We start from the raw sequence: 22461 nt of genomic DNA on the forward strand, positions 1-22461 counted from the left end.
TGCCCGTCGGGTAAGGGTCGAAAATGATAGGGCCGTTCTGAGATCGGGGCACATCAGTCGTTTGCGCTCGAGCGTTGCGCTGTACAACACAGCGCCATCGCCCCTTGTGGGAGAGGGTATCGCCGGCCCACCAACGTAATCGGTTGGGTGAGGGGGGCTCCTCCGCAAGTTGAACTCGTCGAGGTAAACCCCTCACCCAAGCGAGTTTGCCGCTCTGTCCTACATGCCCTCTCCCACAAGGGGCGAGGGCGCAGTCATTGGCACTGCGCGGAGGTCGCCAGTAGTTTGCTCGCAGTGATGATGATGTTACTCATCATCATGGGATCTGAGGTCATCATGGGATCTGAGGCAAAATCGCTTGCCTCAGATCTTTGCCACATGCGCCGCCAGCTCCAGCCACGGCTGCTCCGTCCACGCACCCGACGCCGCGCCGGACGGTGAGGCGAGGACGAACACGGTCGGGAAATCATCCTGCTCCCGCTCCGGCTGCCGCCCCAGCGCAATCGTGCCGGTCGGCTTGCCATAAAACAGGCTCGCGGCCTTCTTGCTGGTGAAGGCGACGGTTGCAGGGCGATGGTGTCGGATCTTTGCGGCGAAACCGGCGACGTCGACGCCGGCCTTCAGCGCGACATGGTCCATGCCCGCGCCCAGCTTGCACAGATCGGTGAAGCCGATGCCGAGCGACAGCAGCGCCGGAAATTCCTGCGGCTGGTACAGCCGCGGTGTCAGGCCGACCGCGAACAGCGTGCGCCAGAAACGGTTGCCGGGATGGGCGTAGTAGTGCCCGGTCGCCGCCGAGCGTTCGCTCGCGGCGGTGCCGACGAAGACGAGGCGCAGGCCGGGCTGGAGCTGGTCGGGCAGGCGGTTCATGGCTGGCGTTGTCGCATTGTTGCAGCCGCTGCAACAGCCTGTTGCAGGGAGGCCGCATTGTTGCTGCGGCGTCCCTGGTCTAGGTGACGCGGAGCCACGGGAGCACCTGATGTCGCAACGTCGTCTGTACTATTTCGCCCTCTCCGGCCACGCGCATCGCGCGCGGCTGATGCTGAGCCTGCTCGGCCTGCCTTGCGAGCTCGTCGAGGTCGACCTCAAGGGCGGCGCGCACAAGCGGCCGGACTTCCTCGCGCTCAATCCGTTCGGCCAGGTGCCGGTGCTGGTCGACGGCGATGCCGTGATCCCCGATTCCAATGCGATCCTGGTCTATCTCGCCGGCCGCTATGACGGCTCCGGCACGTGGCTGCCGCGCGATCCGCTCGGCCAGGCCCAGGTCCAGCGCTGGCTGTCGGCCGCGGCCGGTCCGCTCGCGTTCGGCCCAGCGGCGGCGCGGGTTGCGACCTTGTTCGGCGTGCCGCTGGACATGGCGCGGGCGCACCAGCTCGCCAACAGCCTGTTCGGGGTGATGGAATGCGAACTTGCCGCGCGACCCTATCTGACCGGCGCGACGCCGACCATCGCCGACGTCGCGCTCTATAGTTACACCGCGCATGCGCCCGAAGGCGGCGTATCGCTGACGCCGTACCCCAACGTGCAAGCATGGCTGGCGCGGATCGCCGATCTGCCCGGCTTCGTGCCGATGCAGGCGAGCGCGGTCAGCGCAGCCTGACCGCCGCCATGCACGACTGCGTGCGAACGCCGCTTACAGGAAGCAGCGGCGCTCGTCGCGCAGCTTGAGCTGGATGTTGGTCGCCTCGACGAAGGTCGGCACCGGCTTGGACACGATCTTGTAAGTCGACGGCCACTCCACCGGCTTCGACTGCAGCTCGGTGTTCCAGATCTGGCAGATGCCGGTGTTGTCCCAGCGGATCACGTAGTAGCCGGACTTGGGCGCAGGCGCGGCGAAGGCGGTGGGCACGATCGAGGCGGCTGCAATGGCCGCGGCGGCGGCGAGCGTGGTCAGGCGACGCATGATCAATCTCCTCAAACAAAACAACGACAATCGCCCGCCCGCGCGGGCCACCGGCCTTGCGGCCGGACCAAGGCCAAAGTGGTGCGACAAAAGCGCGCGCGACGCAAGCCGCGCGTGCCGTCATTCACAGCGATGTCCTGGATGTGAACGACGACTTGCCGCCGTCACGTGATGCCATCAGGCGCGCGGGCTCACAGCGTGCAGCGGCCCTGCTGGCGCAGCCTGATCTGCCGGGTCACGGCGTCGTTGAACGTCGGCACCGGCCGGCTGATGACCTGATAGCTCGACGGCCATGCGACCGGCTTGAAGGCGAAGGCCTCGCTCCAGACCTGGCAGATGCCGGTGTTGTCCCAGCGGATGATGTAGTAGCCGGCCTGGGCGGGCGCGGCGGCGAGCAGCGCGGCCGCGAGAGATGCAGCAAAAAAGATTGTGGTGAAACGAGGCATCGTCAACTCCGGCAACGAACTGGCCCGGCCAGCGGGTGGCCCTATGTCGGAGCGGTCTCGTTCATTTTGAAGGCAAGTCTGCAGAACGCGTGCGTCAAAAGCGCGCGATCGTGGTCACCTGATCACTCCTGATGATCCCGGCGGAAGGGGAGGCGGGTTTGCAGGCTCGGCGCGTCGACTTGATTGCGGGGCTGGCGCGGTCGTTTCGGCGACCTCGGCGCACGGCTCAGGGGCGGACGCCTTCGGTGCTCGCGTGCGACGAGAAGCGGAGATCCGCGCCGAAGCTCGCTGCCGGAACCAGCACCGGAGACGCGCCCGTGACGATCGGCGGCGAGGTGACCGGCTGCGCGCGCCGGCGCAGGAAGTGGCGCTCGAGATAGGCGTAGGACAGCGTCGCCGCCACGATCGACAGCGGCAGCCCGATCGCGAGCCGCAGCGGCCACCAGACGCCGTAGCTGTCCAGGAAGTTCAGGATCGGCAGGTGCCAGAGATAGATGCCGTAGAAGATCCGGCCGAGGAAGATCGCCACCGGCCATTCGAAGATGCGATGGCAGATCGTGCCGTGGCTCCGCCCCAGCATGGTCAGCGCGAGGATGCCCGGAAGCACGCCGCACACCATGCTGCCGAACAGATAGTAGTTCATGCTCGGCCCGTCCGCCGGCCAGAACAGGAAGGTGACCGTGATCCAGTAGATCAGCAGCGGCCATGCGAGCTTGGGCCACAGACGATCGAGCGCGGGATAGGCGCCTTGCGGCACCAGCCTGAGCACGACGGCCATGGCGCAGCCTGCCATCAGCGCATCGGCGCGGGTATCGAACGCGGTGTAGAGCCGACGCCACTCCGCCCCGTCGATCACCAGCGCCACGCGCCAGGCCCAGATTGCGGCCGCGATGGCGCAGATGGCCCCGACCAGCCGCCAGGTCACGCCGAACCGCTTCACCAGGATTGCGAAGGTCAGCGGCCACAGCAGATAGAACTGCTCCTCGGTCGACAAGGTCCAGGTGTGGCCGATGTCCTCGATCGTCTTCGGGTCGAACACGTACCAGTAGTTGGCGATATAGGAGAGCGCGATCGCGGCACGCTCGACCGCCGGCAGCAATGGCGGCCGCAGCAGCCAGGTGAACAGCAGATAGGCCGCGAGCATCAGGAGCAGCGGCGGCACGATCCGGGCGAAGCGCCGCGCATAGAACTGCCGGAACCTGATGTGGCCGTGCTTGTCGATGTCCCGCAGCAGCAGGCCGGTGATGTAATAGGCGCTGGCGACGAAGAACAGGTCGATATAGAGCACCGCGCCCGGCACGAGGCTGTGGGAGACATGCGCCGTGACGACGCCCAGCGTCATCAGCCCGCGCATGCCGTCATGCGAGGGAACGTAGCCGAGCGGATAGACCTGGGCCTGGAAGGCCTCCCGGATCGCCTCCCGCAACGGCGCCGTGGCGGTGCCTGCGAGGCGCAACAGGGCATGGATCGGCAATGAATAAAACATCTATCGTGAAATTTTCGGAGATAATGTTTCGGACTATTAAATCTTATTTAAAATTTAAATCGACCGCAAGAGACGAAATAGCAGGACGGGGGCCATCACGACGCAGGGTTGCGGCGGAATGAGGCAGGCCGCCGCGGTGGCGGCAAACGGCGGCGTCAGTGCAGGTGATGCCAAGGGAAGCTCGCGGTGCTGCTGTGGAGCGCAACGGCGTGTTGCCCGGCCGGCATCTTCCACTCGTCGAGGTCGCGTGAACGGCAGAGCGGTGTCCGCTGATCGGCCGCACGATCGCTGGACGACGATCATAGTCATTGACCGTCGCCTCATCGGCAAGACCGCAGGGTGGGCAAAGCGACGTCTCGCTGCATCGCCGCGCGTCGGCTGACGCGTGCCCACCATGCTCTCCGCGGTAGGCACGCCTTCGCCGCCGCTCTGCGAGCGCCGACGGCGGCTTTGCCCACCCTGCGGTGTCGCGGCCGCCGCGACGTCCTCGATCAGCATCTTCTGGAGTGCCGGCGCTAGACGGGTGAATGCGCGTCCACGACGGCGTCAGTGTCACCAACATGGAGTCACAATCATTGGTTGTAATTCACGGAATTGAAGTCTAAAATCCGCGATTGTTTGAGCGCAGCAAATTTTTGAGTTTCATTTCAACGGAGCTTGTCATGGAAGAAGCGCATATCAAGGCTTTCGAGGCTCTACCTCAGTCCACCTCATGCAGGATCATCACGTTCGACAGCGCGACCGTGGTGCCCGGCATCGTTCCGAACACCTACTTCCTGATCGTCACCGGCACCAAGCCCTGGGTCACGATGAAGGTCGAATTGCATCCGCTGATCTATATCCGGCAACCCGAATATTGGGGCATCGAGGTGGTCGGCTGCCAAAGCGGCATCGGCTTGCCGCAGACCGCGCCGTATCACGTTGTCCTCGACATCACACACGTGCGCGGCACGAAGGGGATCGAAGTGATCGGCGCCACGAGCAGGAAGCAGATCAACGTGCCGTAGGTCGGTCGACGGTCGGGTGGGGGGCATTCGCGCGCGCCGAAGCGGATCGCGCAACGCCCTCGGCCTGACCAGCTCACGTTACGACGAGCGCCGCGACACCCTCGATCTCGATCAGCATCTTCGGATCGGGCAGAACGTAGGGCGGGTTAGCGCCCGCGGGACGATTTCACCGCGGAGGGAATGTTTGCCAGGGCGCGTAACCCGCCGCCTGGAATGGTGGGTTACGCGAACGGCGTTCAGCCATGTGCGAGCGTGGAGAGATCGTCGGTTGCCGTCCGCTAACCCACCCTACCGTTTCGCGACCGCCGCGACACCCTCGATCTCGATCAACATCTTCGGATCAGGCAGCGCTGCGACCACGCAGGTGGTGCGCGCGGGGTAGGGTGCCGGCCCGAACGCCGCGGCATAGAGTCGGTTCATGGTCGCGACATCAGCGGCTCGCGTCAGCAGCACGTTGACCTTGACCAACTCGCGGATGGTCGCGCCGCCTTCGGTCAGGACGCGAGTGAAGTTGGTCACGACATTGGTGAACTGCGCGTCGAACTCGGCGGGCAGGTTGCCGTGGGCATCGAAGCCGGGAATGCCGGAGATGAAGAGGAGGTCGCCGATCCGGGTGCCAAACGACAGCGGCGGGGCTTTGATGTGGGGTGGGGCGGGGATGTGGTGGATGGGCATGGGACGTCCATTTCGATCTCGTAACTATTCACAAGAGGCGCAAAGCACGCGCTAGGACCTGGGCAGTGGATTTCGGCAGGCTACCGAAAATTCCTACTAGTGCAAAGGCGACCGGCCACAGGCAGGCGGCTAGACCGAACAACCAGTGCTGCTTTGGCTCGCGGGAAGACCGTCCGGACATCAGATTCTCCTGCTTCTTTCGCCGCGAAGGTGATGTCCTTTCCTACAAAGTACAATGATGAAATAACTTAGTTGGCGGTCGGTTTAACGGGCCACTAAACCGAAATTGATCTAATCCCTTGGATTTACTTACTCGCGTTCCTTGCGGATAGTTGTGGATTGGGAACGTGAAGGAGGCTGTTTCTGCATTCGTCGACCGTTCCTTGTCGCTGAAATTGAGAAGGCGGACATCAGCGACCTTCCGTCATTGTCGCAACAAGCGGCAACCAACGCATCAATTGCGAAATCGAAGGACCGAGCAGACCTCAAACAAGAAAGCCGGGCTTGCGCCCGGCTTCGATGGATGGCCGGATCAAGCCCGGCCATGACGACGGAGAGAGTGGAACTGAGCGGGCTTCAGGACAACGCCTTGTTGCTCTCCTTCACCTTCTCCGCATCCAGATACACGCTGCCGCCCATTTCCTTGAACTTGGCGCTCATCTGGGCCATGCCGTCCTCGATGGTGCCGCTGATGGTCATGCCGACGGTGGCTGGATCATTCAGCGTCGCGGCGTAGTCGCGGACGTCCTGGGTGATCTTCATCGAGCAGAATTTCGGGCCGCACATCGAGCAGAAATGCGCGACCTTGTGGGCTTCCTTCGGCAAGGTCTCGTCGTGGAAGCTCTTGGCGGTGTCCGGGTCGAGGCCGAGGTTGAACTGGTCGGTCCAGCGGAACTCGAAGCGGGCGCGGGAGAGGGCGTCATCGCGGAGCTGCGCGGCGGGGTGGCCCTTGGCGAGATCGGCGGCGTGGGCGGCGATCTTGTAGGTGATGACGCCGGTCTTGACGTCGTTGCGATCGGGCAGGCCGAGATGCTCCTTCGGCGTCACGTAGCACAGCATGGCGCAGCCGAACCAGCCGATCATGGCGGCGCCGATGCCCGAGGTGATGTGGTCGTAGCCCGGCGCGATGTCGGTGGTCAGCGGCCCGAGCGTATAGAACGGCGCCTCGCCGCATTCCTTGAGCTGCTTGTCCATGTTGATCTTGATCTTGTGCATCGGCACGTGGCCGGGGCCCTCGATCATGACCTGGCAGCCCTTGTCCCACGCGATCTTGGTGAGCTCGCCAAGTGTTTCCAGCTCGGCGAACTGGGCGCGGTCGTTGGCATCCGCGATCGAGCCCGGGCGCAGGCCGTCGCCGAGCGAGAACGAGACGTCATACTTGCGCATGATGTCGCAGATCTCCTCGAAATGCGTGTAGAGGAAGCTCTCCTTGTGATGCGCGAGGCACCACTTCGCCATGATCGAGCCGCCGCGCGAGACGATGCCGGTGACGCGGTTCGCGGTGAGGTGGATGTAGGCGAGACGCACGCCGGCGTGGATGGTGAAGTAGTCGACGCCCTGCTCGCACTGCTCGATCAGGGTGTCCTTGTAGAGCTCCCAGGTCAGCGCGACCGGGTCGCCGTTGCACTTCTCCAGCGCCTGGTAGATCGGAACGGTGCCGATCGGCACCGGCGAGTTGCGCAGGATCCATTCGCGGGTGGTGTGGATGTTGCGGCCCGTCGAGAGATCCATCACGGTGTCGGCGCCCCAGCGGATCGCCCACACCATCTTGTCCACTTCCTCTTCAACGGAGGATGTCACCGCCGAGTTGCCGATATTGGCGTTGATCTTGGTGAGGAAGTTGCGGCCGATGATCATCGGCTCCAACTCGGCATGGTTGATGTTGCAGGGAATGATGGCGCGGCCGCGCGCGATCTCGTCGCGCACGAACTCCGGGGTGATGAAGGCGGGCACGGATGCGCCAAAACTCTCGCCGTCGGCAAGCGCGGCTTCGGCACGCTCGAGCTGGGTCTTGCGGCCGAGATTCTCGCGCTCGGCGACGTAGATCATCTCCTTGGTGACGATGCCGGCGCGGGCGAATTCGAGCTGGGTGATCTTGTGGCCGTCGAGGCCGCGCAGCGGCTTGTGATGCGCGGTGAACGACTTTGCGGCCTTGTCGGCGCCGACATTGCCGTTGTCCTCGGGCTTGATGTCGCGGCCTTCGTACTCCTCGACGCCGCCACGCTCGCGCACCCAGGCGGTGCGGGCGCGCGACAGGCCGGCGTTGACGTCGATCGTCACGGTCGGATCGGTGTAGGGGCCGGAGGTGTCGTAGACCGGCAGGTTCGGCTCGCCTGCGCCTTCCGAGAGGATGATCTCGCGCAGCGGCACGCGCAGGTCGGGCGCGGAGTCCGGCGTTGCGTAGATCTTGCGCGAGGACGGCAGCGGGCCGGTGGTGACGGCGGGCAGGGTGGTGTCGGGATTGGAGCGGATGTTCATGGGATCCTCCTTCTCAATTGTTGTTATTCCGGCCAAAGCGCCCGGCGTTCAGAGGCGATGTGTTGGCGGGAGGTCTTGCGGCGAGTGCAGTGCGCCCCCCTCCCCCTTGCGGGGAGGGGTTGGGGGTGGGGGTGCCCGGAATGCGATGCTGATGAGTGGGCGATTCCTTAGAGCTGCAGCGTGCCGGACGTGACGTCACATGGAGAGCTGTGCGCGTGGACCCCCACCCCCGACCCCTCCCCGCAAGGGGGAGGGGGGCACACCGCGTTCGCGGAGGTGATCTCCTGCAACAATTCTCAGACGCATTCGCAAAATCCGCGCGCATCATGCCGGCTCCTTGGTCGCATCGAGCCACGCGCGGACGCGGGCGTCGGGGTCGGGGTTCTGCGTCACGTCGCTGACGACGGCGATGGAGTCGGCGCCGGCGGCGAAGATCTCCGCGGCCTGCTCCAGCTTGATGCCGCCGATCGCGACCAGCGGGATGTTGCCGACACGCTTCTTCCACTCGGTGATCTTCGCGATGCCCTGCGGAGCGAAGCGCATCGCCTTCAGCGTCGTTGGGAAGATCGGCCCCAACGCGACATAGTCGGGCTTGGCGGCGAGCGCGGTCTCCAGCTCGGCATCGTCATGCGTCGAGAGGCCGAGCGTCAGGCCGGCCTCCTTGATCGCGGCGACGTCGGCGTCGGCGAGGTCCTCCTGGCCGAGATGGAGGTGCTGCGCGCCGGCAACGATCGCGGCGCGCCAGTAGTCGTTGACGATCAGCTTCGTCGCCGTGCCCTTGGTGATCGCCAGCGCGTCGGTGACGATCTGCAGCGCCTCGCCGTCGTTGAGGTCCTTCGCGCGCAGCTGCACGGTGCCGACGCCGAGCTTGGTCAGGCGCTCGACCCAGGCGAGGCTGTCGACGACGGGATAGAAGCGATCAGGATACGGCATGCCAGAACGGTGTCCCAACGACAGGGGTGGAGGGCGAGGCGAAATCGCGGGCGTCCATCAGCCCGGCCTCGTAGGCGGTGCGGCCGGCTTCGACCCCGAGCCGGAAGGCGCGGGCCATCGCCACCGGGTCGGCAGCCTTGGCAATCGCCGTGTTGAGCAGCACGGCGTCGTAGCCGAGCTCGAGTGCTTCCGCCGCGTGGCTCGGCGCGCCCAGGCCGGCGTCGACCACCAGGGTGATATCGGGCATGCGGTCGCGCAGCAGCTTCAGCGCGTCGCGGTTGATGATGCCCTTGGCCGAGCCGATCGGCGCCGCCCAGGGCATCACGACCTTGCAGCCGGCATCGACCAGCCGCATCGCGACCGTGAGATCCTCGGTGCAGTAGGGGAACACCTCGAAACCGTCCTTGATCAGGATATCAGCGGCTTCGACGAGACCAACCACGTCGGGCTGCAGGGTGTCGTTGTCGCCGATCACTTCGAGCTTGATCCAGCTCGTGCCGAACAATTCGCGCGCGAGCTTCGCCGTCGTCACCGCCTCGCGCACGCTGCGGCAGCCGGCGGTGTTCGGCAGCACGGTGACATCGAGCGCGTTGATCAGCTTCCAGAACGCATCGCCGGTCTTGCCGCCGGCGGCCTCGCGCCGCAGCGACACGGTGACGATCTGCGCGCCCGAGGCGCGGATCGCGTCCTGCATGATCGCAGGCGAGGGGTAGAGCGCGGTGCCGATCAGCAGGCGGGAGGCGAAAGTCTTGTCGTAGAAGGTGGGCATCAATGGTCTCCGTCATGTCGGACGGTGGTCGCCGCAACGAAGCCTGTCATCCCCGCGAAAGCCGGCGATGACAGTGGTGGTTGTGGCGCGAGCTCCATGAGCATCACCCTCCCTGCCGGGGGGTGATGATCTCGATCTCGTCGCCGGTCTTGAGCTGCGTCTCGGCCCAGCGACTCTTCGGCACCACGTCGTAGTTCAGCGCGATCGCGAAATGGGTGCCTTCGTAGTCGAGCTCGGAGAGCAGCGCGGCGACGCTGGTCGCGCTGATGTCGCGGGCCTCGCCATTGACGGTCACGCGCATCGCATCACCTCGTTGTCGATCTGGCCGTGCGCGAGATAGTTCAAGGTCGCCTGCGCCAGCGCCGGCGCGATCAGGAAGCCGTGGCGGTAGAGGCCGTTGACGCGGATCTCGCGCTCGCCCTTGATGGTGATGCGCGGCAGATTGTCGGGATAGGCCGGCCTGAGCCCCGAGCCGAATTCGAGGATGCGCGCCTCGCCGAACGCCGGATGCACCGAGTAGGCGGCACCGAGCAATTCCAGCGCCGAGCGCAGGCTGACGCCGGTGTCCTCGGCCTCGAGCGACGTCGCCCCCAGCATGAACAGGTTGTCCTCGCGCGGGATCAGATAGAGCGGGAAGCGCGGATGCATCAGCCGCACGGGCCGCGCGAGCTGCACCTCGGCGGTCTCGATCAGGATCATCTCGCCCTTGACGCCGCGCAGCTCGGGCTCGGCGTCGCGCGCCTCCAGCCCGCGGCAGTCGATCACGAGGCCGTCGAGATCATCAGCCGTGACGTCGCTGTTGAACAGCACGCGGCCGCCAGCCTCGACGATGCGCTGATGCAGCTTCGGCAGCACGCGGCGTGGCTCGACATGGCCCTCGGTCGGATAGAACAGGCCCTCGCGGAAGCGGCCCTCCAGCGACGGCTCCAACGCCGCAAGCTGCTGCGCGTCGAGCCGCTGATAGCCGGAGGTGCGGCGGGCGAAGCGGTCGTAGTCGGCGCGGTCGCGGGCATGCGCGATCACCAGCGAACCGTTGAACGGCGTGTCCGGCAGCTCGCGCCGCCAGATGTCGAGCGAGGCGAGCCCGAGCCGGCTGATGATCGGCTCGGCGACCTCGCTCTCGCAATAAGGCGCCAGCATGCCGCCGGCCCAATGGCTGGTGGAGAGCATCAGATCGGCGTCGCTGCGCTCGTGCAGCGTGACCTCGCGGCCCGCGCGCGCGAGCAGCAAGGCTTGCCAGGCACCCGCGATGCCCGCACCGATGATGGAAACGGGGACATCCCCGCGCGTGGTTGTCTGCTGCATCCCTGTCCCTTCGCCGGCATGACCCGGATCAGGTTCAAAGGGTCACCGCATCACGCTGCGGTATCTCAGCTCCCCTCGGAGCTCCCCTCGGAACGCACTTAAAATAGACCGATATCCCCCCGTGTCAACGGAGTGTCACGGAAAGACAAAGCCGGTGGCCCTTGGAACCAATGGCGATCAGTGCGCCCGCGCGTGGCGGCCGGTTGCAATCTTCGGGGTGATGTCGAGCGGGCCGCTCGTCCGCTCGGAGCGGCCGGCGGGCCGCGCGTCGGCCAGGCGCTGCCGCTTGGCCTCCTCGTAGTAGCCCCTGGCGAAGTAGAGCACGGCGCGGTCGTGATCGCCGCGGGCGGCACGGTAGGCGCCGGCGAGATAGCGCACGCCATAGGTGAGATTGGTGTTCGGATCGTGCAGGCCCTGTGCGTCGCCGGTGTAGCCCAGGCCGCGCGCGGTGCCGAGCTTGATCTGCATCAGGCCGATGCAGCCGCAGCGGCCGACCAGGTCCTTCTGGTATTTGCTCTCGCGCACGATGACGCGGTGGATCAGCGATTCCGGAATGTTGTTGGCGGCGGCGTGCACCGCCACCAGCGCGTCGATGTGCGGATGGCCGGTGTCGATGTGGCGCGGCTTGGCCTCGGCCGCCTTGCGCTCGGCCTCGCGGGGCTCGGCCGCAGCGGCCGGGATGGCATCGGTGTCGGCGGGGGCTGAGGCATTGGCGTCCATCGGCGGCGAGCTGTCGGCGCTGCTGACGGCCTCGATCGCCTCGACCTCGCGCGCGGCCTTGGTCACCGCGCTGCGTGCCGCCAGCTCCCTGGTTCCGTCAGAGCGGACATGGGCGAGCTTGACCTTGCCGGCCTTCGGTTTGGCCGCACTGTCCGATGCGGTGCTCGCATCATCGGCAGCCATTGCAGGCGGCACGGGACCAGCCATCGCGAAGCCTGCAATGCAGGCCGTCAGCACAAGACGTCTCATGTGTCAGGATCCCCCGGGAACCACACGCATGCCGAGTAGCCCCCCAGCACGCGCTTTACACTTTGCACACCGTAATTGGCGCAAACGCCGGGCGATAATGTGGCAACAATGGGGCGAGGACGCCGGGTCGGGTCCGGATGCGCCGGCGGTTTACCGCGAATTATGCCGTGCATGCTTGGCTGGGCGGAGCAATTCCGCCAACGGGGCCATGCCGCGATGACGCTGTCCGTCACCCACACCGAAGCGACCGCCGGGCGCGCGCAGGCGCTGCTGCCACTATGGGTCGGCGCCGGCGTCTATGCGCTGCTGCTGATCTCCGGCAACCGGCTGCTCAACGATCCCGACACGCTGTGGCAGATCACGGTGGGGCAGTGGATCATCGATCATCGCGCGGTCCCGGAGGTCGACGTCTATTCCTTCACCATGCGCGGCGCGCCCTGGATCTCCACGCAGTGGCTGGCGCAGGTCGCCTATGCCGCCGCTTACACGTTCGCCGGCTGGACCGGGCCGGTGGTGCTGGCGGCCTCGGCGACCGCGCTGTCCTTCGCGCTGTTCGCGCGCGCCCTCGGCCGGCATCTGCGCGACGCCACGACATTGGTGTTCGTGGTCGCGGCGTTCCTGCTCTGCCTGCCGCATCTGTTGGCGCGGCCGCATGTGCTGGCGTTTCCGATCCTGGTCGCCTGGATCGCCGGACTTGTCGATGCGGCCGATCGCAGGGCTGCGCCGCCATGGCAGCTGGTGCCGTTGATCGCGCTGTGGGCCAATCTGCATGGCGGATTTGTGTTCGGCCTGTTCTTCATCGCGCCCGCCGCGCTCGACGCGCTGGTGAATGCCGATCGCTCGGCCCGCTCCGGCCTGGCGCTGCGCTGGGCCGGGTTTGCGGCGCTCGCGCTGGCGGCGAGCTGCTGCACGCCCTATGGCTGGAATGCGCTGCTGGCGTCGCAGAAGATCCTCTCGCTGGGCCAGGCGCTGCCGCTGATCGTGGAATGGAAGGCGACCGATTTCCAGGGGCTCGGTCCGTTCGAGATCTGCCTGCTGATCGCCATCGGGGTCGCGCTGTTCCATGGTCTCAGGCTGCCTCCGGTGCGGATCCTGATGCTGCTCGGCCTGCTGCACATGGCGCTGGCGCAGGCGCGCGCGGCGGAGATCCTGGCGTTGGTCGGCCCGCTGGTGATCGCCGCACCGCTGGCGCGGCAGGCGGGCGCGTTGCCCGTGCTGCCGCAGGGGCGCGCGTCGGGAGCGGCGCTGACGGCGGCAGTGATGCTCGCGCTCGGCGCCGGCACGGTCGCCTCGGCTTCGATCCTGAACTACACGCCAAACATGCGCGGCACCCCGGTCGCGGCCGTGACCGAGCTGAAGAAGCTCAACCTCACGCGGGTTCTCAATGACTATGATTTCGGCGGCTACCTGATCTCAGCCGGTGTCGCGCCGTTCATCGACGGCCGCACCGAGCTCTACGGCGAAAAGTTCTTCGTCGATCACAACGCCGCGTCCGGCCTGATGGAGCCGGACAATCTGTTCCGCCTGCTCAAGGACTACGACATCGAGGCGACCCTGCTGCGGACGCAGAGTGCTGCGACCAAGCTGCTCGATCACGTCGACGGCTGGCAGAAGGTTTATGCCGACGACATCGCCACCATCCATCTGCGCAAGGCGGGTGCCCGTCATGTCGCGGAACCGGCGGTCTCTTCCGGCGGCAATTGAATCAAACGTGTTGATCCCATCTCCGTGAGGTCGGATGTCGCGCGGCATCCCGGCGCGTGCAAAACAACCGCCGCGCGGCTAAGATCAGGGCCGTCAGTTCGACAGCATGCCTGACTCATTCAAGAAGACTGAACAGAGAGGGAGCGCGTCATGGCCGTGAAGGCAGCCGACGATCATTCACCCAGCACCGACCATTCATTCGATATCGACGCGATGCCATCCACGGTTCGCGTCGTGGATCTGCCGCGCAACAATCCCTGCGCCCAATGTGGCGAGGCGATCGCATTGCCGTCCTGGGTCGAAAAGGATGGCCGCCGCACCGCCTATCTCTGGCACTGCCGCCTCTGCGACTACCGCTACGAAACCATCGCCTTCTATGCCGAGTCCGTCGACGAGAACGGCGCGATGGCAGCGTAGGTGGGTTGGACTGATCGCTGCCAGCCGTTGCAGCGCTGACGGTCGACTCCCTCTCCCTGTTCTTACGGGGGCGCGACGAGCTTCGCTCGCGCTGAGAGGGGGGGAGGGGCAGACGCACGGGAAGCGCCGATGGGGAGATCTGTACCCCCTCACCCGGATTGCATCTGACGATGCAATCCGACCTCACCCCGCAGGCGGGGGAGAGATGAAACCGAGCTAGCAGCAATAGGCTTACACCAGCTCCAGCCAATGTAGACCTGTTAGTCGGCTCCCGTGCTAGGCGCGGCGGTGCGGCTTGGCGATGTGAGCGACGTCACCCGGATCCCCCGAACGTCACAAAGTGACACTGCCGCGGCGCACTGAGGCTGCTTGTCGCGCAGCATGACGAAATCGTGGTTCCCGCGGAACGCCGACTGTCCATTGCCGTTCTCTCGTCACCATCCACCTAGAGGAGACACCACATGATGATGAAGACTGTTGCGGCCGGCCTCGCCGGTTCCCTGCTGCTCGCGACCGCCGCCTTTGCTGCGGAGAGCACCACCACCACAACCAACACCACGATCAAGAGCGACACCACCGTCGCGTCCTATCAGGGCGACTGGCGCAGCTCCAAGCTCGTCGGCGTGAAGGTCTACAACAACAACAACGAGAATGTCGGCTCGATCGACGATCTGCTGATCGACAAGAGCGGCGCAGTCAAGGGCGTCGTGATCGGCGTCGGCGGCTTCCTCGGCATGGGTGAGCACCTCGTCGCTGTCTCGTTCGATCAGGTCAAGTTCTCGGACCAGCCGGTTCAGGCCAACACCGCCTCCAACGCTCCGGCCTCGGGCAAGGCGACCACGCCGCCGGCCACGACGACCGGCGCCGCCACCGGCACTTCGTCATCCTCGTCGATGAGCTCCTCGAAGAATCGCTGGTATCCCGACCATGCGATGATCAACGCCACCAAGGACCAGCTGAAGTCGATGCCCGAGTTCAAGTACTCGGAGTAAACGGCGTCACTGACGTCTAGCTGACTGCCCAAGCGGCGCGCCCGGATCCGTCCGGGCGCGTTCGCGCGTCATGCTGCGGGGCGCAAGGTGGTCTGGCCGAGCGGCAGCTCGATGCGGGCGATCAGTCCGCTTGGCTTGCGATCGCGCAATGACAGCTCGCCGCCATGCGCCTGGACGATCGCCTTCGCGATCGAGAGGCCCAGGCCGAACCCGGTGGCCTCGTCCATGTTGCGGGCGTCGTCGCCGCGCACGAAGGGCTCCAGCATGTCGGGCTTGCGCGCATCGGCGATCCCGGGTCCATCATCCTCCACGTCGATCGTCAGGCACTTCCCCGACGCCACCAGTCTGATGACGGTTTCCTTGCCGTACTTCACGGCGTTCTCGACCAGGTTGGTGACCGAACGCATCAGGTCGTCGGGACGCACCGTCGCCATCGCGTGCGCCGGGCCGATATAGGTGACGCTGTGGCCGACATCGGCGAATTGGTCGGCGACGAGCTGCAGGATGCTCGCGATATCGACCAGCGTCATCGGCTCGAGCTTGCGGCCGTTGCGCAGGAATGACAGCACCGAGCCCAGCATCGCATGCATCTGATCGAGATCGGCCAGCATGCGATTGCGCTGCAGCTCGTCCTCGACGAACTCACAGCGCAGCCGCATGCGGGTCAGCGGTGTCCGCAGATCGTGGCTGATGGCCGCCAGCATCTTGGTCCGGTCGTTCATCAGCGCCGTGATGCGTTGGCGCATACGGTTCAGGGCGCGCGCCAGCGACCGGATCTCTTCCGGTCCGCGCTCGGGCAGGGCAGTGGCATCGCCATCGAGGCTGAAGCTCTCGGCAGCCTTGGCGAAGCTCGACAGCGGTGAGGTCAGCGCGCGGGCCGCCCACAGGCCGAGCAGTGTCGTGCTGATCAGCGCGAACATGATCGTCGTCAGCCATGGGGCGCCCCAGAACGGTGGCCGGTGCGGCCGGTCGGCCATTCGAGCCGAAACCATGTTGCCATCGGGCAGAGCGAAGATGACGGTGCGCGTCTGGGAGCCGGGCGGCGGCATGAAGACGCGATAGCCTGGGCCAAGGCCACGAAAGCCGCCTGGACCGTGAGGCCGTCCGTCGGCGAGCTCCGGAGGGGCCGGCCGTCGCTCGTCGCCACCGGTCCCGGCCTCGACGTCGGGGCCGGCCGGCTCGCGCCGGCGGCCGGAAGCACCCGGCAGAGGCCCCACGTGAGGCTTGAGCTCGAACTCAGGATAGGCGCGGGCAATGTCGGAGATCAGTCGAGGCCGTTCGGCAGCGGGTGCGCGTCCAAGAATGCGGATGGCGGTCGCGAGCTGAAGTGGCCCGACTTCGTTTTCGGGGTCGGGCTGCTCGGCGCGATAGATCAGGAACGTCGCCGTGATGATGGCATGGAGCGCCACGATCGAAATGGCGACCAGCGCCGTGATCTGGCCGCGGATTCCCTTGAGGTTGAGAAAGCCGAACGACATCATGACATCGCCATTCGATCGGGCCGGTCAATGGCTTTGCGGGCCAGTCACCACCTCGACGACGGGTGTGAACATGTAGCCGCCGGAGCGCACGGTCTTGATCATGGTGGCCTCCTGCGGGTCCGGCTCGATCTTGCGGCGGATGCGGCTGACCAGCACGTCGATCGAGCGCTCGAACGAGCCGGCGCTGCGGCCCTGCGTCAGGTCGAGCAGGCTGTCGCGCGACAGCACGCGGCCCGGCCGCTCGCAGAAGGTGCGGAGCAGATCGAACTCGGCGCTCGTCATCGCGACGCGTGCGCCTTCGGGATTGCGTAGTTCGCGCAGCCGGAAGTCGATCGTCCAGCCGAGGAAGCTCAGCGCCGTCGCGCCTTCGGTTGCGCTCGCCGTCATCGCGGCCGCCTGCCGGCGCAGCACCGCGTTGATGCGGGCGAGCAGCTCGCGCGGATTGAACGGCTTTGGCAGATAGTCGTCGGCGCCCATCTCCAGTCCGAGGATGCGGTCGACGTCCTCGCCGCGCGCGGTGAGCATGATGATCGGCACCTGCGATTCCGCGCGCAGCTTGCGGCACAAGGTCAGGCCGTCCTCGCCGGGCAGCATGACGTCGAGGATCAGGAGATCGACACGGTGGTCGCCCATGATGCGGGTCATCTCGCGGCCGTCGGTCGCGGTGGTCACGTTGCAGGCATTGTTGCGCAGATATTTCGCGATCAGCGTCCGCGTCTCGCGGTCGTCCTCGACGACAAGAATGTGTGGTTGTGTCTGGGCCATACCGACAAGTGACCTAGAATCGCGGCGTTTTGCGAAGAATTTTGTTACGGAATATTTCCTGCGACGGGCGCGCGGAAAGGGCCCGACAACGTCTCTCTGCGCCGTGTTGCGGAATTCGTGAGGGCGCGTCAAGCCTCGCGAAACGTATGGCCTCGGGGCCGCCGCACGCTCGCGCGATACGGCTGCATCGGGTTACCGGAAACGGCGCGGACATTCGTAAGTGTCGCCAGACCAGGGCAGGTCCGATTGAATCATTGCCGGTCGTTGCACGGTCCGCAAACGCGTGCAGCGACGGGATGCGACGTTCCGAAACGGCCCGTCACAGTCCTGGCAATGTATTGACTCGAACCGACATCGTGCCCTCCGCCGAGGCGATCACGCGCAGCACGGTGGCGTCGAAGGCGATGTCGGTCAAAGCGAGGTTGTTGATGTCGGTGTCGACGCGGATGCCGTTCTCGTTCTTCTGCAACTCGGAAATCGCGGTCGCGATCTTGTCGCGGACATTGTCGGCGAACGGCTTGAGATCGACCACCGACCGCTCTAGCAGCGCGCGTTGCAGATGTGGCACCACGGCGCGCGCGGCGGCGCCGAGCAGGCCGAACGCCGCGTCGGATTCGACGGCGAGCTGCAGGTCGGACAGCCGCAGGATCTGCTGCGCCTGATCGACCATCGGCCGTCCCCAGATGTGCACCGTCGCGTCGGCGCCGAGGCCGAAGAAGCTCTCCTTCTCTTTTCCCTTCACCTGCAGCGAGATCAGCAGCCGGTTGCCCGAGGGCACGACGGTCGCATGCTTCACCGTGACCGTGACCGGGCCGGAGCCGTCCTCGGGGAACGTCCGCCCGGCGAGCTGCGAGTCGACGAGCTTGCTGAGCTCGGTGAATGGGACATCGATCGGAACCGCGACGTTGACGGTGCCCGCGGTGGGCGGAACGATCGTGATCTTGTCCGGGAACGGGCACTCCGGCTTGGTCTCGGCTGCCGTGACCCGGGTCTCCGCCTCGATCCCCATGGTGACGCTGACGACGTTCGCATCGATCGCGGGCTGCGCGGCCAGCGCCCGTGTCGGCTTGATCTCGAGCCAGACGGCGGGCAGTCCCGGCGTGGTGCCCTGAAGCGGCACCGAGCGGCAGGCGCGGGCCCACTGCGCCTGCGCCACGCGCCGCATGGTCGGGTCCTTGCGCAGCCTGTCGCTGAGCGCGCTGAGCTGGTCGTTGACGGTCTTGTCTATGACCGGCTTCATCTGCGCGGGCACGTTGACGCGGGCGCCGGCGACGGTCAGCGCGGTGTCGCCGAGATTGACCTGGGCGGTGAAGTTCGGCTCGACATACCAGGAGGCGGCCAGCCGTGGCCGCATCGCGATCAGGACGTTGCCCTTGATGTCGGCGGTGGCGTTCAGGTTCTTGATGTTGATGCCGCCAATCTGCTTGGCGGCATCCGCGCCGAGCAGGCCGCCGATGGCGTCGCCGAGCGCGCCGGTCGCTTTGGCGGACAGCGATCCGGTGACGTTCAGCCGGCCCGAGAGCGGCGTCGCCAGCGACAAAGTGTCCTGGGTGCCGGTGGCGGCGATGGCGCCGCGGGTGACCGTCCAGCCGATGTCGGCATTCTGCAGGATCTGGTTGACGGGGTTGTCGGCCTTGCCGGAGAAATTGCGCGGCGTGGCCTTTTCGGCGGCGTCACGAATCGCGCCGAGCGAGATCGATACCGGCGTCATGATGATCGAGTTGCGCGTGGCCGGCGGCAGCGGCGGCAGTTGGGTCAGCTGCGGCGCCGGCGTGCTGCCCGAGAACAGAAACACCTCCACGATGATGATGCCGATCAGCACGACGGCGGCAAGGCCGGCGGCGCCGATCAGGATCAGCCGCAGCCGAGGCGGCGAGCGCCGCGGCGGCCGCTGCGTTTTCGGGGCGAGCGGATGCGGCCTGCTCTGCCAATCCGGTCGCGGTGTCGGAAGGTTCATGTCGGATCCACGGACTCCAACTGCCGCGCCGGCCCATGCCGGAAGCGGCGAGATCGCGGTTAATACAAGATTGCCGAGCTTACAGGGCCGGACGGAGGCGCGCCAGGGCAGCCCGTGACGCGGACCATCATCAATCGGCCGTGATGGTGAACGGCGGCATGCGCGCAAAGAAATGACCGCCGCGGCTTTCGGGCCTCGGCGGTCCAGTCAGGGAGGATCCGGGAGAAGGAACGAGCGGTGCGGCCCGGGCAGGTCAGCGGGTCATGCGGCCGAGATCGGCGCGGCGCTCCATCGGCAGCACGATCACCTTGGCGCCGACGCTGACGCGGGCATAGAGGTCGATCACGTCCTGATTGGTCAGACGGATGCAGCCCGACGACACATGCGTGCCGATCGTCTCGGGCGCGTTGGTGCCGTGAATGCGGTAGACGGTGCCGCCGAGATACATCGCGCGGGCGCCGAGCGGATTGCCGGGACCGCCGGCCATGTGACGCGGCAGATAAGGCTGGCGCGCGATCATCTCCGGCGGCGGCGTCCAGTCCGGCCATTCCGCCTTCCTGGTCACCGACTGCACGCCGGACCAGGTAAAGCCGTCGCGGCCCACGCCGATGCCGTAGCGCATCGCCTGGCCGCTGCCGAGCACGTAGTACAAATACTTGTTTGGTGTGTCGATGATGATCGTGCCGGGTGCCTCGCGGGTGGCGTAGCTCACGACCTGGCGGCGCAGGCGCGCGGGCATCTCATAAGCGGTCGCCTCATCCTCGCGCGGCGTGATCAGTTGCGGCGTCGTTGCCGGCGGCTCGTAGGTCGCCATCGGCGGCGGCAGCAGGAAAGGGAACGGGAGCGGGGCCGGAGGCGCGGCTTGCGTCGGCGTTGCCGCAGCGAACGTACCGACGATCAGCGCAGCGAACAGGATGCGGGATCGCGAACCGACTGTGCCTGACGTGAACATGGACGTCCCCTCGTTTGATCGCTTGGTGCGCGCCGTGCTTGTCTCGACCGGCGTCGTCAAAATCAGTTGCCTGCCATCATTCTCTGCGGCGCATTGACCCGCGCCCGATGTTGCAACTCATAGGGGAGAAAAGTTTCGTTGCGTTTGCGCGCTGCGCGCAAAAAGGTTTCGTCGGCTTAACCGTTTGTTTCATGACGGTTTCACGACAGCAGCCGCGCGGGACAGCCACAGATCGCGGGGAAAACAGCAGTTGGCGGGCAAAAAGACCCTTCGACAGTTCGATGACGTCACACGCCTGAAATAACAATGTCGGAATTTGCGGCTGTTCAGAATCGCTGCAACTTTCCGGATCGCCTTATGCGGATCTTAATCGCAACCGACGCCTGGCACCCGCAGGTCAACGGCGTGGTGCGCACGCTCACCTCGCTGGCTCGCGCGGCCGCCGGCCTCGGCGCCGACATCACCTTCCTCACGCCGGAAGGCTTTCCGTCGTTCGGCGTGCCGACCTATCCGGGCCTGCGGCTCGCCGTGACCAACGGCCGCGAGATCGCCCGGCGCATCGAGGCGGCGGCGCCGGATGCGATCCACATCGCCACCGAAGGCACGATCGGCTGGGCGGTGCGCCGCTACTGCCTGCGCCATGGCCTGCCGTTCACGACGTCCTACACGACGCGCTTTCCGGAGTACGTCGCTGTGCGCACCGGCATTCCCGATGCCGTCGGCTATTGGGTGATGCGCCGCTTCCACGACGCCGCCGCGATGACCATGGTCGCGACCAATTCGCTGAAGCAGGACCTCGCGTCGCGCGGCTTCAAGCGGCTCGGCTTCTGGACCCGGGGCGTCGATACGAAGCTGTTCAATCCGGACGCGCCGGTCGCGCTGGATCTGCCGCGTCCGGTGTTCATGACCGTCGGCCGCGTCGCGGTCGAGAAGAACCTGGAAGCCTTCCTTGCGCTCGACCTGCCGGGCTCGAAGGTGGTGATCGGTAACGGCCCGCAAAAGGCGGAGCTGGAGCGTCGCTTCCCGGCGGCGCATTTCCTCGGCGAGAAGACCGGCAACGATCTGACCGCGCACATGGCGGCCGCCGACGTCTTCGTGTTTCCGAGCCTGACCGATACATTCGGCGTCGTGCAGCTGGAGTCGCTGGCCTGCGGCACGCCTGTCGCGGCCTTCCCCGTCACCGGTCCGCTCGACGTCATCGCCGATCATCCGATCGGGGCGATCGACAGGGACCTGCGCGCCGCCTGCCTGAAGGCGCTGACGATGTCGCGCGAGACCTGTCGGGCATTTGCGCTCGACCGCTCCTGGGAGAACAGCGCGCGCCAGTTCATCGGCAATCTCGCCGTGCTGCAGCCGTCCCGCGTCGTGCGTCCGACACCGGTGCTGGCCGGTCAGAGCGCCGTGCGCGGCTGACGGCGAACTTTGCGTCACTCCATCAATTCCAAACCCAAGTGAGATGTAACGATGGCAGAAACCATGAAGCTCGGCGGCGCGCGGGAGCTCGACTTCGATCGCGAACAGGTCGAGCAGGCCTATGACCGCTGGGCACCGATCTACGACCTCGTGTTCGGCGGCGTGTTCGAGAAGGGCCGCAAGGCCGCGATATCAGCCACGAACAAGCTCGGCGGGCGCGTGCTCGAGGTCGGCGTCGGCACCGGCATCTCGCTGCCGCTCTATGCGCCGCATGTCCGCGTCTTCGGCACCGACATCTCCGAGGCGATGCTCGGCAAGGCGATGCGGCGCGTCGCCGACCAGCGGCTGAAGAACGTCGAGGGTCTCGCGGTGATGGACGCCGAGCAGCTCGACTTTCCCGACGATTCGTTCGACGTCGTTATGGCGCAATATGTCGTCACCGCGGTGCCGAACCCGGAGGTCGCGCTGGACGAGTTCGCGCGCGTGCTGCGCCCGGGCGGCGAACTGATCATCCTGACCCGCGTCAGCGCCGATGACGGCCTGCGCCGGGTGATCGAGCAGGCGCTGCAGCCGGTGGTGCGCCGGCTCGGTTTCCGTACCGCCGAGTTCGGCTGGTCGCGCTACCTGCGCTGGCTCGCCGGCGCCGAGCGCATGGAGCTGGTCGAGCGCCGCCTGATCCCGCCGCTCGGCCATTTCTCGCTGGTCCGCTTCCGCAAGCTGGAGCGTGCCGCCGCGGCCTGAAGCCGCGGCCGCCCTCTATCGCCCTGCGACGTTCTACGTCGTCCGAAACGTTTCGCTGCGTCCGATCG

General features: G+C 66.2%; 22 protein-coding genes and 1 riboswitch. Of the genes, 7 read left to right on the plus strand and 15 right to left on the minus strand.

All coding sequences use genetic code 11. The features are described from left to right. Nucleotides 1-363: 363 nt before the first annotated feature. A complete protein-coding gene (locus QX094_RS20245; protein WP_315717829.1) occupies nt 364-870 on the minus strand; it encodes a mismatch-specific DNA-glycosylase in 507 nt (168 codons plus the stop codon). Between the two features lie 109 nt (nt 871-979). On the opposite strand from QX094_RS20245, the gene QX094_RS20250 reads away from it, so the two are divergent. After that, complete coding sequence (locus QX094_RS20250; protein ID WP_315717828.1) at nt 980-1600, plus strand: glutathione S-transferase; 621 nt, start codon at nt 980-982, stop codon at nt 1598-1600. 33 nt (nt 1601-1633) lie between these two features. Here the strand turns inward: QX094_RS20250 and QX094_RS20255 are convergent, their stop codons facing one another. The 3 genes from QX094_RS20255 to QX094_RS20265 all read right to left on the minus strand — a co-directional run bounded on the left by QX094_RS20255 (nt 1634) and on the right by QX094_RS20265 (nt 3835). Then, complete coding sequence (locus QX094_RS20255; protein ID WP_315827115.1) at nt 1634-1903, minus strand: hypothetical protein; 270 nt, start codon at nt 1901-1903, stop codon at nt 1634-1636. A 191-nt stretch (nt 1904-2094) separates the two neighbouring features. After that, nucleotides 2095-2349 carry a hypothetical protein gene (locus QX094_RS20260; protein ID WP_315717825.1) on the minus strand — a complete coding sequence of 85 codons (255 nt, stop codon included), beginning with the start codon at nt 2347-2349 and terminating at the stop codon, nt 2095-2097. 226 nt (nt 2350-2575) lie between these two features. Further along, nucleotides 2576-3835: an acyltransferase gene (locus tag QX094_RS20265; protein WP_316174839.1), complete on the minus strand. Its 1260-nt coding sequence runs from the start codon at nt 3833-3835 to the stop codon at nt 2576-2578. Between the two features lie 662 nt (nt 3836-4497). Between QX094_RS20265 and QX094_RS20270 the strand changes: the two genes are divergently transcribed. Beyond that, entirely contained in the window at nt 4498-4842 is a 345-nt protein-coding gene (locus QX094_RS20270; protein ID WP_315717823.1) for a hypothetical protein, read from the plus strand. 288 nt (nt 4843-5130) lie between these two features. On the opposite strand, the gene QX094_RS20275 is transcribed toward QX094_RS20270, so the two are convergent. From QX094_RS20275 to QX094_RS20305, 7 genes are all read right to left on the minus strand, one after another. Beyond that, the gene (locus tag QX094_RS20275; RefSeq protein ID WP_315750250.1) at nt 5131-5517 is read right to left on the minus strand and encodes a RidA family protein; all 387 of its coding nucleotides are present in this window, start codon (nt 5515-5517) and stop codon (nt 5131-5133) included. Between the two features lie 576 nt (nt 5518-6093). Beyond that, nucleotides 6094-7995 (minus strand): phosphomethylpyrimidine synthase ThiC, encoded by a 1902-nt coding sequence (gene thiC, locus QX094_RS20280; RefSeq protein WP_315750251.1) that lies wholly within the window; start codon nt 7993-7995, stop codon nt 6094-6096. Between the two features lie 324 nt (nt 7996-8319). Next, the gene (locus QX094_RS20285) at nt 8320-8928 is read right to left on the minus strand and encodes a thiamine phosphate synthase (protein ID WP_316174838.1); all 609 of its coding nucleotides are present in this window, start codon (nt 8926-8928) and stop codon (nt 8320-8322) included. Next, nucleotides 8915-9697, minus strand: coding sequence for a thiazole synthase (locus tag QX094_RS20290; protein ID WP_315827107.1), 783 nt, complete (start codon nt 9695-9697; stop codon nt 8915-8917). The genes QX094_RS20285 and QX094_RS20290 overlap by 14 nt, the downstream gene beginning before the upstream one ends. Nucleotides 9698-9800: 103 nt before the next feature. Beyond that, nucleotides 9801-9998: a sulfur carrier protein ThiS gene (thiS, locus tag QX094_RS20295; RefSeq protein WP_315750253.1), complete on the minus strand. Its 198-nt coding sequence runs from the start codon at nt 9996-9998 to the stop codon at nt 9801-9803. Further along, the gene (locus tag QX094_RS20300) at nt 9989-11002 is read right to left on the minus strand and encodes an FAD-dependent oxidoreductase (protein WP_315717817.1); all 1014 of its coding nucleotides are present in this window, start codon (nt 11000-11002) and stop codon (nt 9989-9991) included. Before QX094_RS20300 ends, thiS begins: the two co-directional genes overlap by 10 nt. Then, nucleotides 10990-11100: riboswitch (TPP riboswitch) on the minus strand. Its footprint overlaps the gene before it by 13 nt. A 79-nt stretch (nt 11101-11179) precedes the next feature. Beyond that, nucleotides 11180-11971: a lytic transglycosylase domain-containing protein gene (locus QX094_RS20305; protein WP_316183802.1), complete on the minus strand. Its 792-nt coding sequence runs from the start codon at nt 11969-11971 to the stop codon at nt 11180-11182. Between the two features lie 216 nt (nt 11972-12187). On the opposite strand from QX094_RS20305, the gene QX094_RS20310 reads away from it, so the two are divergent. From QX094_RS20310 to QX094_RS20320, 3 genes are all read left to right on the plus strand, one after another. Beyond that, a complete protein-coding gene (locus tag QX094_RS20310; protein ID WP_316183801.1) occupies nt 12188-13675 on the plus strand; it encodes a hypothetical protein in 1488 nt (495 codons plus the stop codon). Between the two features lie 150 nt (nt 13676-13825). Further along, nucleotides 13826-14092 carry a hypothetical protein gene (locus QX094_RS20315; RefSeq protein WP_316183800.1) on the plus strand — a complete coding sequence of 89 codons (267 nt, stop codon included), beginning with the start codon at nt 13826-13828 and terminating at the stop codon, nt 14090-14092. Nucleotides 14093-14553: 461 nt separating this feature from the next. After that, nucleotides 14554-15084: a PRC-barrel domain-containing protein gene (locus QX094_RS20320; RefSeq protein WP_315750256.1), complete on the plus strand. Its 531-nt coding sequence runs from the start codon at nt 14554-14556 to the stop codon at nt 15082-15084. Between the two features lie 68 nt (nt 15085-15152). Here QX094_RS20320 and QX094_RS20325 read toward each other — a convergent pair whose 3' ends face one another. The 4 genes from QX094_RS20325 to QX094_RS20340 all read right to left on the minus strand — a co-directional run bounded on the left by QX094_RS20325 (nt 15153) and on the right by QX094_RS20340 (nt 20239). Further along, entirely contained in the window at nt 15153-16565 is a 1413-nt protein-coding gene (locus tag QX094_RS20325) for an ATP-binding protein (RefSeq protein ID WP_316183799.1), read from the minus strand. Nucleotides 16566-16589: 24 nt separating this feature from the next. Then, the gene (locus tag QX094_RS20330) at nt 16590-17330 is read right to left on the minus strand and encodes a response regulator (protein ID WP_315717811.1); all 741 of its coding nucleotides are present in this window, start codon (nt 17328-17330) and stop codon (nt 16590-16592) included. 319 nt (nt 17331-17649) lie between these two features. After that, nucleotides 17650-19287 carry a DUF4403 family protein gene (locus QX094_RS20335; RefSeq protein WP_315717810.1) on the minus strand — a complete coding sequence of 546 codons (1638 nt, stop codon included), beginning with the start codon at nt 19285-19287 and terminating at the stop codon, nt 17650-17652. 253 nt (nt 19288-19540) lie between these two features. Beyond that, complete coding sequence (locus QX094_RS20340; protein WP_315717809.1) at nt 19541-20239, minus strand: L,D-transpeptidase; 699 nt, start codon at nt 20237-20239, stop codon at nt 19541-19543. A 357-nt stretch (nt 20240-20596) separates the two neighbouring features. Here QX094_RS20340 and QX094_RS20345 point away from each other — a divergent pair, with 357 nt between their 5' ends. Then, nucleotides 20597-21652 carry a glycosyltransferase family 1 protein gene (locus tag QX094_RS20345; RefSeq protein WP_315750258.1) on the plus strand — a complete coding sequence of 352 codons (1056 nt, stop codon included), beginning with the start codon at nt 20597-20599 and terminating at the stop codon, nt 21650-21652. A gap of 51 nt (nt 21653-21703) precedes the next feature. Beyond that, the gene (locus tag QX094_RS20350; protein WP_315717807.1) at nt 21704-22393 is read left to right on the plus strand and encodes a class I SAM-dependent methyltransferase; all 690 of its coding nucleotides are present in this window, start codon (nt 21704-21706) and stop codon (nt 22391-22393) included. The last annotated feature ends 68 nt before the right edge of the window (nt 22394-22461 follow it).

Origin of the sequence: Bradyrhizobium sp. SZCCHNS1050, from assembly GCF_032484785.1 — a bacterium.
Lineage (GTDB): Bacteria > Pseudomonadota > Alphaproteobacteria > Rhizobiales > Xanthobacteraceae > Bradyrhizobium.